This is a genomic window from Lactobacillus sp. ESL0677, assembly GCF_029392875.1.
Lineage (GTDB): Bacteria > Bacillota > Bacilli > Lactobacillales > Lactobacillaceae > Lactobacillus.
Window position 1 is genome coordinate 1,012,200 of the sequence record NZ_CP113946.1, and the last position, 13,182, is coordinate 1,025,381.

A 13,182-nucleotide genomic window follows, 5' to 3' on the forward strand; every position below is an offset into this window, starting at 1 on the left:
CTTTACCCCATCATCTTTACAAAATCATCAAAAATAGATAGTGCATCAAGACTTCCCGGTGCACCTTCAGCGTTAAAAGCCGTGCCGATTATCTTTTTCTGCGTATTACAAAAGCCCGCCAGTAAATAACTGTGCAGGTCAAAGTATTCCTGTTCCATTTCCATTTGTACGCTATCAGCTAAAACCAATTGTGAAATGTTCATTGCTGTTTGCCAAATCTGGTTACAATTTTGTTCAATTACCGGATAATTAGTGCCATTAAATTCCTCCGGTAAGTCAACTAATTCGAAATTAAGGTAGTCACTAAGGGCTAAAAAACCCAGACCAATACCCCAAATAGGATACTTTCCACAAAAATGGGTAAACATTGGCTCTAAAGTAGCTTTAACTTCAGCGGCCTTACCTGGTCCTCCTGAGATAATAATGCCATCCGGTCGTAAATTCTTAATGTCGGTTACAGAAGCATCGAGTGGCAAGACGGTTGCGTTGATTTTTCTTAATGATAGTTCTCGCAGCATTGAATGCTTGAGACCTAGATCTAGGACAGCAACGGTTTTGCCAACGTTTGGTGCCGCATAAGCATTTTTAGTTGAAACTGCAGCGGATTTGTTTTTAGGCAAAACAAGTGCCTTAATTTGATCAAAAGCATGTTCATCACTCGCGTCCATAATTGACGCCTTGATAGTCTTTTCTGCAATTAATAAGTGCACCAATGCCCGCGTATCAACACCATATAATGCCGGTATTTTCTTTTCTTGTAAAAAAGAATTTAAATCTTGAAAATTTTCGCTATCAGAGATATTACGGGCAACATCGTTGGCAATAATTCCCTTGACAGTTGGGTTAATGCTTTCATAATCAATCGCATTAATTCCGCTGCCACCGATCATTGGGGCAGTAAAAACAAGTATTTTACCAGCGTTAGTTGGATCAGTTAATGCTTCTTGATAGCCATAATTACCGGTTTGAATTGCTAGTTCACCCGTTGAAATAATTGATGCTCCAAAGCCCTCACCTTCAAATGAGCTGCCATCCTCAAGAATTAAATATCGTTTCATGTAATCACTTAGTTTCTCTTAATTCAGCTAACCGCTGCATAAAGATTTGCGGTGGGTCTATCTGAAACTCAAGCCACTTGCCACTAGATGGTTGTGAAAAGCCCAAAACTTGAGCATGTAAAAATTGCCCATGACCTTGTAAGGTATGATGGGGGCCGTATAAAGGGTCGCCTGCAACGGGATGACCAATATAAGATAGATGGACACGGATTTGGTGTGTCCGGCCGGTCTCTAATTGGCAACGAATTAAACTATAATCCTTAAATTGTTCAAGTACTGTAAAATGCGTGACAGCACCCTTACCATTTTCAACAACGGCCATCTTTTTGCGATTGTAATGATTACGGCCAATTGGTGCATCGATAATACCACTGTTTTCATTAAAATTACCGTGAACAATTGCTAAATATTGCCGTTTATTAGTCTTATGAGCTAACTGGTCTTCTAGGCTCTCCCGCGCATGAGCATTTTTGGCAATCATTAATAAGCCGGATGTATCTTTATCAATGCGATGGACAATCCCTGGGCGAAAGCCTTCAGGACTGGCAGCTAAATCTTTTGTATGGTATAACAGCGCATTAACTAAGGTATGATCGGGATGTCCTGCTGCTGGATGAACAACCATTCCTTGAGGTTTATTAACGATAATGACATCTTCATCTTCATAAACAATATCTAGCGGGATATTTTCTGGAGTAACTGCTAACGGCTTTAAAGCTGGAACTGTTACCTTAATTTGATCACCAGGCTGAACCTTGTAAGAAACTTTTTCGAGCTTTTTATTGACGAGTACTTGTTTATCTTGAATTAATTCTTTGATACGCGTACGCGATAAGGTGGCAATTTTGGCAGCAATAAACTTGTCGAGCCGTCCTTGTTCAGTCTTAACTTCAAGCTGATAGTTTTCAGTCATTCACGTTACCACTTTCATCAAAAAACAACAGATAAATAAACACTAAAATAATGCCAATGGTAATTGCAGAATCGGCAATATTAAAGATATTAAAATGCATAAAATCTAATTGCAGCATGTCAACTACGTATTTGAGGTGAATGCGGTCAATTAAATTACCGATAATTCCCCCTAAAACAAGAGCCAATCCCCAATCAAATAACATGTTCTTGTATTTGGGTTTAAACAGATAAAACAGACAAACACCAATTGCAAAAACGCTAATCAAATAGAACAGCCACATTTGCCCAGTTAGAATATTCCAAGCAGCACCATTATTTTGGACATAAGTAAATGACAAAATGTGCGGCACAACTTGATGGACTTCTCCTAGGGCATAATTGTTGCTGATAAAAGACTTAAGTCCTTGGTCTGCAAGGACAACCACTAAAGAAATAATTAAATATAAAAATTGCATAAATAAATTTTAAAATAAACCGCTGATTTTACCATTATTGTCGACATCAATATCAAGCGCTGCCGGATGCTTAGGTAATCCCGGCATATCTAAAACATGTCCGGTAGTAATTACGATAAAGCCAGCACCGTTTCTTAAGCTTGCACCCTTAACGTGCAAAGTGAAATTAGTTGGTGCCCCCAGTAATTTTGCGTTATCAGTAAATGAATATTGCGTTTTGGCAATGATAACAGGCAATTTATCTTTTCCAATCTTTTCTAATTCTTGAATGTCACGCTCAGCCTTTTCGCTGTATTCAACGCTTGTTGCGTGATAAATATTTTTGGCAACTTTAGCAATTTTGGTTTTGACATCATCCATTGCTTGATAAGTTGGTGTCAAGTGGGATTTACCAGAATTAGCTAAGTCAATGACAGCTTGAGCAGCCTCAATACCACCTTTTGAGCCTCGCTCATGATAGTCAACTACCTTGGCGTCAATTCCCTGCTCATTAACTAACTGTGTCAGTAAATCGAGTTCTGCTTGTGTATCAGTTGCAAAATGGTTAATTAAGACGATTACAGGAACATCATAATTGCGCATATTATTCATATGGCGCTTTAGATTCTTAAAACCGCTGCGTAAAGCAGAGAGATTTTCCTGATCCAGATTATCGGTTGAACCTTCAGCCTGATATTTTAATGCCCGTACCGTTGCAACAATAACACTAACATCAGGCTTTTTATCAAGTTTCGTAGATACAAAATCCATAAACTTTTGGCCGCCAAGATCGCTACCAAAACCAGCTTCTGTTAAAGTATAATCACTCAAATGAAGAGCAAGGTTAGTTGCAATAACAGAGTTAGCACCGTGAGCAATATTAGCAAATGGCCCGCCATGAACTAATGCAGGTGTGTGCTCAATTGTTTGCACTAAATTTGGCTTTAGTGCATTAGAAAGAAGTGCAGCGATTGCCCCTTGAAAGCCTAGTTGCTTAACGTAAACTGGTTCATTAGCAGTTGTATAACCAACAAGCATGGCACCAATTCGTTTCTTCAAGTCATTAATGTCTGTTGCTAAGCATAAAATTGCCATTAGTTCGTTAGCAACGGTGATAGCAAAGCTTGACTTGTGTTCAATCCCGTTGAATTTAGAACCTTGGCCAACTGTTACTTGCCTTAAGCTCCGGTCATTAACATCAATTCCGCGCTTCAAGACAATTTTGTTAGGGTCAAGATGAAGTTCGTTTTGTTGGTAAATATAGTTATCAACAAGTGCCGCTAAAGTATCGATTGCGGCAGTTAATGCGTGCATATCACCTGTAAAATGCAGGTTAATATCTTCCATTGGAATAATCTGTGCTTGACCACCACCAGTGGCACCACCTTTAAGGCCAAAAACAGGGCCCATTGACGGCTCACGCAAAGCAATCATAGTTTTTTGATGTAATTGGTTGTTAATCGTGTCACCAAGTCCAATTGTTATTGTTGACTTACCTTCACCAGCCGGTGTTGGTGAAATTGAGGTTACCAAAATCAGCTTACCTAAGTGCTCATTAGATTGAACTCTTTTAATCGCTTGCCAATTAATCTTGGCTTTGTCATAGCCATAAGGCTCAAGGTCAGCCTTAGTTAAATCTACCTTAGCTGCAATCTCATTAATTGGTAAAATTTGTGCTTCTTGTGCAATTTGAATATCTGTTTTCAATTGGCCGTCTTCTTTCTGTCCTTAAGTTAAGTTGTCATTTCGTCTTCTTGCCTTTTCATATTAGAATTTAGGTCCCCACCTTTGTTAAAATCAACTTCTATTATAACAAATTTTAAAAATATTTTCTTATTTACAGGCTAATTGGTTAGTGTCAACTTTTTGTGGGTAATAAACTTTAAGCCTTTACCTGCTGCTATTTGTAGTTTTCGCTTTTAAATTATTTGCTCGGGTAAATCAAATATCTGCCCGCCATTAATGATCCCTTGATTCCAATAATGTGTCTTGGCCGTTTCGCCAAAGTCTGCTTGAAAATACTCATAATACGGTCTGTTCTTTGCCTTAAAACGATGGTCTACTTGCCTAATTCTTTGCTCTTTAGCAGCTTTTCGTTGCTCGTTAAGCAAATATTGGCTAATATCGCCGCCATTTAACTGGAAGATAATGCTTCTGGCTACACTTTCAGCTCCTACCTTACTCCAGCCCATTGGTCTTGAACTCAGCCGCTCTGACAAATAATGACTGATGTGGCCTTCAGCGGTGCAACGCTGATAAGCTGCTTCTTGCGTATTTAAAATTGCCTGCCAATTACCTAATAGATAAGTTTTAGCTTGGTTAAGAGCGGCAATTTGCGTTGATGTTAAGTCGGGATCACTAAAGCGAGTTTCAAAGTATAATTCTACTTTGTCCCGCTGACCGGTTAAAGCCCAATGATATAAGCGATAAGCAGCAGCTGCCTTAGTATTAACAGCGGCTTGACGGCAATACTTTAACAAATGAAAGCGATCCAAGACAAACTTACAGTTAGGTAAATATTTAGCGCCCGCCTTAATCCAAGGCGCGCCATCACCAGCAAGATAAAACTGCTTAGCTTGCGGATAATTAGCTTCTAAATAACATAGCACCTCGTCCCACAGTTGTTCATTGGCCATACCAGCATAAGTACCAGTAAAATATTTAGGCTTAATTAAGTGATGGCGCTTCTGGCTTTCATCATAGCCTTCGTGTAAGTACACTAACTTCATAAAATGGTTACTGCCATCTTGAAAGGCGACATGATCTTCATCTGCTTCTAAATAAACAATTTGCTTATTTCGTGCTTGCACCTGATCAGGTTGATTAGGCAATAGCTGGCCTGCACGATGAACAATATTCATGACTGTTGTTTTAGAATGGATTTCACTGTATTTAAGTAAATCAATGGCTGCCTGATAATGATATTTAGCTACGTTTTCTAAAACAGCCGCCTTAAAGCCTAAGGTCATCCGGCTATACTTGGTGAAAGCTAAGGCTTGATCAAGCCAAAAGAAATAATGTTGGTCTTGTTTATCTTGGTAATAAGTACGCTTAAAAGTTAATTGCCCATACAAAGTCTGCTTAATACATGTACGCATGGCTTTAACTTCATACTGCTTTTTGCGACTAGGCAACTGCTTATAACTAGCATCAAGCTGCTCAAGATAAGAACCAATTAGCTTTAAACCCCAATGGCGCAATTTCTGCATGAATGCTTCTAAGACATCATCGAAAGTAAGCTGACAGTCCAGCAGCTTATTAGTATCAGTAGTTAAATTATCTAACAAAAGCTGTAAATCTTGTAGTAAACTAGTCATATAGAAGAAAACCTTTCTGAATGTAAATTTTGTTCAAACTACATTTTAGCAGAAGGTTCTCTTCTATTTTTTATTTTCCCCACAAATACTTTACGCTAACGGCTAATTGCAATCACAAAAAAGCAGTCAACATTTTTAGTTGACTGCTTTTAATCTAGTCTTTAGCAATTCGTAATAGATAATATTTTTCTAAATCGGCAACAGTGATTACGTAGACATTCAAACAGCGCCATTGCCAGAACATTTCTGGCTTCTTGCTGCTTTTTACTTTAGCCTTGAACGGTAGTTTAAAGTATTGCTCATTCCAATATGAAGTTAAAAAGGTATAAATTAGTAAGATTATAAAAACTAGGCCGAAAATGATAGCCGGCCAGTTTGTAATGTGTGTGCCCTCATAAGCGATAATTAAGCTAAGAAATAATACAACAAATACCCAGCTAAAATAGACCAGCCCTACACGGCCAAGAATAATAAAGTGTTTTTTAGTCATTTAACTACTCCTGATTATATCTAACTGTTGCTTCTAAATTACTATGTTGCGACGTATCATACAATGTTTTCATATAACTACGGAATTTAGGATGCATTGCTTCAAGCGTTTTGTAAGCAATCGAATTATGAATTTCATCGAGCTTTTCCTGGCTAATATGATTGTGACCAGTAAAGTAATTAAAATTCATATTAAGAAACAAGTCATTTGCCTCTTTAATTAATGGTGACTGTTCATCAAGCAACGGATTGGCAGTTTCAGATTGACTACTCAAATTACGCAACTGAATGTCTTTTAAATATTGGTGAAAGTGGGTCAAGCGATGATTTTGTCGCTCTAGATCGGTCAAATACGGTACCATGTCAAATGTTTTTCTCTGATAAATAACTTGCTTAGGACTAACTTTGACAACACCATATGCTTGGTCATAAGAACAAAAGCTTGAGGTCACAACTTCAGTCGTTGGTGCCTTGCCAACTGGACCAATAATATTCTGTGCGTGAATATGACCAGAAAAAACTATTTTAACGTCGTATTTTTGGCATAATTGCCGTAGAAGTGGTGCGTTGTTTAAAACAAAGCCGCGATTAACTTCAGGATTATGAACGTAAAGTGTATGGTGCATAAATAGCAGCGGCCGCAAATGATGTTGGTGTGCCGCAATTAATTGCTTTTCAAGCCAGACAAATTGATCATCACTAATCTGGCCTTCAGTATTTGGCGAATTAAAATTTTCTTGAGTATCATAAATATTGGAATCTAGCATTAACAAAAGATATTGCGGATTTAGTTGCACGCTGTACGCCAGAGAATGTGGGTCTTGATTTAAACTGCAATCATAGGTTGATTTAAAAACTTGCCGCCAAGCTTGGGGGCTAATTTGCGGAGTTAGACTTTGCTTGGCAGCTTTAAAGCTACGAGCCCAGCCATCATAAATATCGTGATTACCGGGCAAAACCAGTAATTTTGTTTCAGTCAAACTACTAAAAATCTCTTGAAATTTTTGTGCGGAAATCAGTTCACCATTAAAAGTGACATCGCCAGTTACAATAATCGCCGCTGGTTTCTTTTCTTGTGCCATCTTACAAAAGGCACTCAAGGCGACTTCTTGGTACACTAGGTCTTTACCCTGACTGGTATTTTGCATTCGTGCAAAAGCTGAGCCATCGTCGTGAAGACTGTCCGCAATTAAATGCGTATCTGTAATTACCCAAAATTCAGAGTTTAACTTATCTGTAATCATTTTTTATTTGCCCAATATTGGTAAAAGTCAACACGCAAGTTACCGTTAAATAATTTACGCTTTTTGGTTGCTCGTTGACCGAAACATTTTTCAAAATCAGGGTCACCAACTAAGTAATATTGACTAAAACTCTCATATTTACGGAAGACTTCACCCATTTGCTTATACAAAGCTTCGGCAGATTCCTTATCTTTTAATCGCTTACCATATGGCGGATTAGCAATAATGACGCCATTTTCTAGGTCTGTTGCAAAATCCTTGACTGCTACCTGCTTGAAGTTAATATCCTGCAGCACGCCAGCATTGTGAGCATTCAACTTGGCAATTTCTAAAATTGACTGGTCAATATCACTGGCCCAGATTGGTTGCTCCAATGGTCGAACCTGAGATTTAGCTTCTTTTAACGCTGTTTCGTGCAGACTAGCATCAAACCAATCGAAGCCGTCAAAGGCAAATTTACGCCAAGTACCAGGAGCAATGTTTCTGGCAATTAACGCTGCCTCAATTGCTAAAGTTCCCGAACCAGTCATTGGGTCGATTAATGGGTGCGTACCATCATAAGGAGTCAACTTAATTAGGCTGGCCGCAAAATTTTCTTTTAACGGTGCGCCACCGTGCTCGATACGATAACCGCGCTTAAACAAACTCGCGCCAGTCGTGTCAAGGGAAACCCGCGCTGTATCTTTATAAATGTGAATGTCCAGCGGATATTCGTTGCCACTTTCTGGCAAAAAGCCACGGCGGTGATACTGGGCGGACATTTTATTGACGATGGCCTTCTTAACAATTGATTGGATGCCCGGTTCAGAATGCAATTTTGACCTAACGGAACGGCCTTGAACTGGAAATTTAGCATCGATTGGCAATAATTCTGCCCAATCAAAATCGTAAACTTGGTTATAAAGCGTGTCAAAGTCGGTAGCCTTGAACTCTTTTAGCAAAATTTTAACACGGTCTGCAGTCCGTAGCCACAGGTTAGTCTTAACGATGTCTGCTTGATTACCCTTAAAGAAAACGCGGCCATTTTCTGTTTTGGTTTCATAACCAAGCGATTGCAGTTCTTTGGCAACGACACTTTCAAAGCCCGCGCCCATTGTTGTATAAAGTTGGTATTGTTTCATCATGATCCTTTTCATTTCTTAAAAAAAGCGTTGAGCCCTTTGAAAAGCTCAACGCTGCCAGTGCAAATTTTTATAAGCCACGTTCTGTTCCAGCAATTTTGGCAAAATTACCTTCAGCAGCCATCTATCTTTACTACAAAGTAATCCAACCTTTAGTTCAATTTCTTAGGTTGAGACGCCCCCACCAAATTTGGGTTGCACGCTCGCAGGGTTTACCTCGTTCCACCAGTAGTGTTTCCGCTGCTGCTTCGTCACTGTGGCACTTTTCAGGATAGTCATGCATATCAAAGACTTAGCATTTTTTCCGCCGTAATTAAAAATTCTTTAGCTTATTGGGCTAAATACGAACACTACAAGCATCGCAGCTTGTGCGTGCGTGGACTTTCCTCAGCTTGGCACAAAGCCAAACCGCGACTGCTCAAAATTCACACTAGAAAAGATTATACCAAAAGAATTTACTTTTGTAACCCATAAACTCGTCTTTCCAAGTTATAGACCTTGCGCTCAAGAGCTGAAATCCGTTGAATTATTGCCATATTAGTCGAATTTTCGGTTTCTTGCTCGCTATCGTTATCTACAAAAGAATTAAATGTGCTGGTTTGGCTGCTTGGAGTATAAGTCCGGACAGTATCAGTTGGTACAGTGCGCCGTGATTGTTGATTTTCTAGCGTTTTTTCTTTTTGCTGGTCAGTGATTAATTTTCCTTGCAAATCGCCAATTTGACCATAGAGGTCCTCGATAATCTGTTCAAAAGTATCATAATCGGCAATTACTTTATCTAAGAAGGCATCGACTTCGTCTGGGTCAATGCCCTTGACCTTAGTTCTAAATTGTTTTTTCAAAATATCCTCGGTGGATAATTGAATATCATTTAAATCTGGCATAATAATGACAACTCCTTTATCATACCTTCTTATTTTAGCAAAAAGAGTACCCGCTTAACACCGTAAATTTAACTTTAAGAAATATTTTCAATTATTCTGATAGCTTTTTATCTTCAAGACTTTCCTGATATTCTTCTGCAGCATCTTGTAAATCATAAAAATCAATTAATTCTAGGGGATAATCCTTGGTTTCTTGGTGTTTTTTGATTAAATTATAATCAAATTTTGGCTTACCTGGGTTTTCGGGATCATAAATCATTAGTGCTTCATCCGTATGCGTCAACATAAAATTTTGATAATTACGCAGCTGCACCGGACTTTGATATGCGTGACTGGAAGTTGAAGCGTAAAAATCAACCTGATTCTTTAAATTGATAAATTTTCCTTGGTTGGCCTCATTCCAGCGGCCTGCAAATTCCTCGTACGGCGTAATTATTGAAACCCGCAAAGGATAACGTTCACGTAATTTGATTGCCACTTCACTGGCCCACTGTTCAACTCCTAAGTTAGCGCCGGTAATTACCCAATCGAGTTGCCCATCTTCTAAACGCGTTGTCATGCGCTTTTCTAAAACCAGCTTAATGATCTTTATTTTAGGATCCTTATCACCAAAAGTATTTAATTCATAATTTCTATAACCGGTAACCCATAGTCGTTGCATAGTGAAAGAGATGGCTCCTTGTTCAAAATTTTTTTCTTTATTGCTATAATGCTAGCAGGAGTGAGATTGATGGTCAAATATCCAAGCGGTAGTTTAGCCGCATTTCGTAAATCAACCAAAGAGCCCAAAATTCGCAAAAAATTTGAACACCGCAAGAATGTTAGCTTTTCTGGACGTGGGATGACCTTGGAACAAATGATTAACGAGTCAAATAAATATTATCGTCTAAAAGAGATTGCCGTTGTACACAAAAAGCCAACGCCGGTACAGATTGTCAAGGTTGATTATCCTAAACGCTCTCGGGCTGTAATTCGTGAAGCATACTTTCGCCAAGAGTCAACAACGGACTATAATGGGGTATATCAAGGTTATTATTTAGACTTTGAAGCTAAAGAAACCAAAAACAAGACTAATTTCCCGCTAAAGAACTTCCATGAACATCAAATTGTACATTTGGAAGAATGTTTAAAGCAGCGAGGAATTTGCTTTACCATCATTGGTTTTACAAGCTTAAAGCGGTATTTTGTTACCCCGGCAAGTTTCATCATTAAAGCATGGTGGACCAAGGATAAAAGCTCGGTAACTTTACCTGAGGTAGAAAAATGGTCAGTTGAAATTAAAAGTGGTTTTCAGCCTACGCTGCCCTATTTAATTGCTGTCGACCATTTTATTACAGATAGGAATATGAATAATGGCAAACAATAAATTTAGTTCAAATAATCAACACCAGTCGCGCCGAGAATATCGACAAAAGCAGCCCAAGCCCTTATGGTGGCGCATAATTAAGTGGTGTCTTCTAGCTGCTTTATTACTAATTGTTTCGGGAATTGGTCTTTTTGCATATTATGCAAAGGATGCACCCAATATTAGTCAGGCTCAGCTTGAAAGCGGCGGCTCATCCGGCTTTTATACTACTAATGGTAAGTTTCTTTTATCATTAGGCTCAGAAAAGCGAATTTATGTTAAAGATAGTCCTAAATTGCAGCTGCTTAAAGATGCAGTTGTGTCTGTTGAGGATAAACGCTTCTATAAAGATAAGTTAGGTATTGACCCAATTAGAATTGTGGGCTCGATGTTGACTAACGCTCAAAGCAAAGAAATTGCTGCTGGTGGGTCAACAATTACCCAGCAATTAGTTAAGTTAACGGTCTTTTCGACAGATGCTTCACAAAGGACATTGCGCCGTAAAGCTCAAGAAGCATGGCTAGCAATGCGCGTTCAGCGCGAATATACGCATGATGAAATTCTGGAATTTTACATTAATAAGGTTTACATGAATTACGGTAATTACGGCATTGGTACTGCTGCTAATTATTACTATGGTAAAAGTATTAGCAAGCTGGACTTGGCGCAGACCGCCCTACTTGCTGGGATGCCAAACAGACCAACTGCTTATAATCCGTATACCTACCCTAAATATGCTAAATATCGTCGGAACATTGTCTTAAATGCAATGCTTGATAATAAGAAAATCACGCAAGCACAATACGATAAGGCAAGTAAAGAAAGCATTAAAAAGGGTCTAAAGCATCATAGTCAAAAGGCACAAACTAAATTACGTCAGATTGATGATCCCTACATCAAGGAAGCAATTGGCGAGGTGCAAGACAAGGGTTTTGATCCTTATCGTGATAACCTCAAGATTACAGTGAATATTGACCAAAAGGCACAAAATAAGCTTTATGAACTTGCGAATAATGGTCTAGTGCCTTTTACTAATGATCAAATGCAGGTTGGTGCCACAGTTGTTGATCCAAGTAACGGTCACATTGTCGCTATTCTGGGTGGACGGCACTTGCCTTCTGTTCAGCTGGGGCTCGACCGTGCTGTTCAGACTAGTCGCTCAACTGGGTCTTCAATTAAGCCAGTGCTTGATTATGGTCCAGCAATTCAATATCTAAATTGGTCGACGGCTAAAATGCTTGATGATAGTAAATATTATTATCCTGGAACGAATGTGCAACTTTATGACTGGGATAACAAATACGATGGCATGATGACCATGCGTCACGCGTTGGAGCAGTCCCGCAATGTTCCTGCTGTTAAGACTTTGAAGCAGGTTGGTGTTCCCAAAGCTGCTGCTTTTGCGAAGAAGCTGGGAATCAACGTTCCAAAATCTTCTGGTTTATCGGTAGCGATTGGTGCTAATGCTTCAAGTATGCAAATGGCTGGTGCCTTTAGTGCTTTTGCGGCAATGGGTGTTTATCATAAACCGCAATTTGTTTCTAAAATCGAAACTCCAGATGGTTTAACCCGCAATTATGATTCTGCTGGTGTTCAGGTAATGAGTAAGTCAACGGCGTACATGATTACTGATATGCTTAAGGGTGTCATTAAAACTGGTTCGGGTACTAGTGCTAAAATTGCTGGATTGCACCAAGCTGGCAAAACTGGTTCTGTTAAATATTCAGATCAGGATTTAGCTCGTTATCCCAGCTACGCATCAACCCCTAAGGATTCTTGGTTTGTTGGTTACACGCAAAGTTATGTCATGGGTGTTTGGACGGGCTATGACAATCTAAAAGATGGAACTATTTCTGGTATTGGTCAGCAATCTGCTCAATTGCTATATAAGAGCATGATGTCATACTTAATGCAGAATAAATCCAATGTTGATTGGCAAAAGCCAAGTTCAGTTATTCGAGCTAGAATTGCTAAAAATTCCAATCCACCTGAAGTTTCTTCAAGTGGTCAATGGCAATTATTCGTTCGCGGTCATGCTCCTGGCGGGATTGTTGATGACAGTAGCAATTACGATGAGGATGATGAGCAAGCTGATACTAACAGCTCTAGTCCAACAACCAACACGCAGCAAAACCATGCAACTAGTCAGCATCAGAAGCAAAATGGTTCAACTGCACAATCTCATGACAGTCAGCATCATACAAATACCCATCAAAATAGTCAAAACAATCATCAACCTGAAAATCATGAGCCAAATTCTAATAATTCCTCATCGTCAGGTTCAACTAACGATAAAACACCATCTGAAAATAATTCAGGTACTAACCCATAAAGTTTAATAACACTAAAAAGACCTTCACGTTGTGAAGGTCTTT

Annotated in this window: 12 protein-coding genes and 1 other RNA gene; 2 read left to right on the forward strand and 11 right to left on the reverse strand. The window is 39.0% G+C overall.

The features are described from left to right. Nucleotides 1-2: 2 nt before the first annotated feature. From OZX76_RS04845 to OZX76_RS04895, 11 genes are all read right to left on the reverse strand, one after another. Nucleotides 3-1,058 (reverse strand): carbamoyl phosphate synthase small subunit, encoded by a 1,056-nt coding sequence (locus OZX76_RS04845; protein ID WP_277181443.1) that lies wholly within the window; start codon nt 1,056-1,058, stop codon nt 3-5. Between the two features lie 4 nt (nt 1,059-1,062). Further along, a complete protein-coding gene (locus tag OZX76_RS04850; RefSeq protein WP_277181445.1) occupies nt 1,063-1,971 on the reverse strand; it encodes an RluA family pseudouridine synthase in 909 nt (302 codons plus the stop codon). Next, complete coding sequence (gene lspA, locus OZX76_RS04855) at nt 1,964-2,428, reverse strand: signal peptidase II (RefSeq protein WP_277181447.1); 465 nt, start codon at nt 2,426-2,428, stop codon at nt 1,964-1,966. The genes OZX76_RS04850 and lspA overlap by 8 nt, the downstream gene beginning before the upstream one ends. 9 nt (nt 2,429-2,437) lie before the next feature. Next, the gene (locus OZX76_RS04860) at nt 2,438-4,114 is read right to left on the reverse strand and encodes a formate--tetrahydrofolate ligase (RefSeq protein ID WP_277178300.1); all 1,677 of its coding nucleotides are present in this window, start codon (nt 4,112-4,114) and stop codon (nt 2,438-2,440) included. A gap of 212 nt (nt 4,115-4,326) precedes the next feature. Further along, entirely contained in the window at nt 4,327-5,724 is a 1,398-nt protein-coding gene (locus OZX76_RS04865) for an ISLre2 family transposase (protein WP_277178302.1), read from the reverse strand. A gap of 154 nt (nt 5,725-5,878) precedes the next feature. Next, nucleotides 5,879-6,214: an acyltransferase gene (locus OZX76_RS04870; protein WP_277178304.1), complete on the reverse strand. Its 336-nt coding sequence runs from the start codon at nt 6,212-6,214 to the stop codon at nt 5,879-5,881. Nucleotides 6,215-6,218: 4 nt separating this feature from the next. Further along, nucleotides 6,219-7,457 carry a metallophosphoesterase gene (locus OZX76_RS04875; RefSeq protein ID WP_277178305.1) on the reverse strand — a complete coding sequence of 413 codons (1,239 nt, stop codon included), beginning with the start codon at nt 7,455-7,457 and terminating at the stop codon, nt 6,219-6,221. Beyond that, nucleotides 7,454-8,578 (reverse strand): class I SAM-dependent RNA methyltransferase, encoded by a 1,125-nt coding sequence (locus tag OZX76_RS04880; protein WP_277181499.1) that lies wholly within the window; start codon nt 8,576-8,578, stop codon nt 7,454-7,456. The genes OZX76_RS04875 and OZX76_RS04880 overlap by 4 nt, the downstream gene beginning before the upstream one ends. A gap of 68 nt (nt 8,579-8,646) precedes the next feature. Next, nucleotides 8,647-9,004: RNase P RNA component class B (gene rnpB / locus OZX76_RS04885), an RNA gene on the reverse strand. A gap of 29 nt (nt 9,005-9,033) precedes the next feature. Beyond that, nucleotides 9,034-9,462 carry a DivIVA domain-containing protein gene (locus tag OZX76_RS04890; RefSeq protein ID WP_277178307.1) on the reverse strand — a complete coding sequence of 143 codons (429 nt, stop codon included), beginning with the start codon at nt 9,460-9,462 and terminating at the stop codon, nt 9,034-9,036. Nucleotides 9,463-9,553: 91 nt separating this feature from the next. Then, the gene (locus OZX76_RS04895; RefSeq protein ID WP_277178309.1) at nt 9,554-10,123 is read right to left on the reverse strand and encodes a DUF1273 domain-containing protein; all 570 of its coding nucleotides are present in this window, start codon (nt 10,121-10,123) and stop codon (nt 9,554-9,556) included. A 69-nt stretch (nt 10,124-10,192) separates the two neighbouring features. Between OZX76_RS04895 and recU the strand changes: the two genes are divergently transcribed. Together recU and OZX76_RS04905 are read left to right on the forward strand one after the other, a co-directional pair. Next, entirely contained in the window at nt 10,193-10,828 is a 636-nt protein-coding gene (recU, locus tag OZX76_RS04900) for a Holliday junction resolvase RecU (protein ID WP_277178311.1), read from the forward strand. Further along, nucleotides 10,815-13,139: a transglycosylase domain-containing protein gene (locus OZX76_RS04905; RefSeq protein ID WP_277178313.1), complete on the forward strand. Its 2,325-nt coding sequence runs from the start codon at nt 10,815-10,817 to the stop codon at nt 13,137-13,139. Before recU ends, OZX76_RS04905 begins: the two co-directional genes overlap by 14 nt. Nucleotides 13,140-13,182 lie beyond the last annotated feature (43 nt).

Coding starts and splice junctions, on each gene's coding strand:
- OZX76_RS04845 (WP_277181443.1), bottom strand. CDS start 1,058: ATGAAACGATATTTAATTCTTGAGGATGGCAGCTCATTTGAAGGTGAG.
- OZX76_RS04850 (WP_277181445.1), bottom strand. CDS start 1,971: ATGACTGAAAACTATCAGCTTGAAGTTAAGACTGAACAAGGACGGCTC.
- lspA (WP_277181447.1), bottom strand. CDS start 2,428: ATGCAATTTTTATATTTAATTATTTCTTTAGTGGTTGTCCTTGCAGAC.
- OZX76_RS04865 (WP_277178302.1), bottom strand. CDS start 5,724: ATGACTAGTTTACTACAAGATTTACAGCTTTTGTTAGATAATTTAACT.
- OZX76_RS04870 (WP_277178304.1), bottom strand. CDS start 6,214: ATGACTAAAAAACACTTTATTATTCTTGGCCGTGTAGGGCTGGTCTAT.
- OZX76_RS04875 (WP_277178305.1), bottom strand. CDS start 7,457: ATGATTACAGATAAGTTAAACTCTGAATTTTGGGTAATTACAGATACG.
- OZX76_RS04880 (WP_277181499.1), bottom strand. CDS start 8,578: ATGAAACAATACCAACTTTATACAACAATGGGCGCGGGCTTTGAAAGT.
- OZX76_RS04890 (WP_277178307.1), bottom strand. CDS start 9,462: ATGCCAGATTTAAATGATATTCAATTATCCACCGAGGATATTTTGAAA.
- OZX76_RS04895 (WP_277178309.1), bottom strand. CDS start 10,123: ATGCAACGACTATGGGTTACCGGTTATAGAAATTATGAATTAAATACT.
- recU (WP_277178311.1), top strand. CDS start 10,193: ATGGTCAAATATCCAAGCGGTAGTTTAGCCGCATTTCGTAAATCAACC.
- OZX76_RS04905 (WP_277178313.1), top strand. CDS start 10,815: ATGGCAAACAATAAATTTAGTTCAAATAATCAACACCAGTCGCGCCGA.